The sequence below is a fragment of the Arthrobacter sp. genome (assembly GCF_031988865.1).
Lineage (GTDB): Bacteria > Actinomycetota > Actinomycetes > Actinomycetales > Micrococcaceae > Arthrobacter_B.
In genome coordinates this window covers 1-283 of the sequence record NZ_DALZXY010000160.1, presented here as the reverse complement: position 1 = coordinate 283, position 283 = coordinate 1, and the positions used below count along the sequence as shown (strand labels likewise).

Sequence of the window (283 nt, the reverse complement as noted above, 5' to 3'; positions counted from 1 at the left end):
CCCTGTCCTTGGCCCTGTCCTGGCGCCGCGGGAGGACCCGGCTGGTACGCCGCTCCCGGGGGCGGTGGATACTGCGATCCTCCGGCAGTGTGTCCGGGCTGCGGCGCGGACCGCTGCTGGTCTGCAGCTGATGGATAAGTGCTGGCGGACGGATAGCCAGCCGCAGTGGCATAGGCGCCGGGACCGGGACCGGAACCACCTGCGCCAGCGGGGCCACCCGGGCCACCGGGACCACCGGGGTAGCCCGGGTATCCTGGCCCGCCCGGGTGCCCGCCCGGGTGCC

At 75.3% G+C, this 283-nt stretch carries 1 protein-coding gene; it reads right to left on the bottom strand.

The genetic code is table 11. From position 1 onward, the window contains the following. The coding region (locus RTN46_RS16760) for a hypothetical protein (RefSeq protein ID WP_312183121.1) at positions 1-283 on the bottom strand (283 nt) is incomplete at both ends.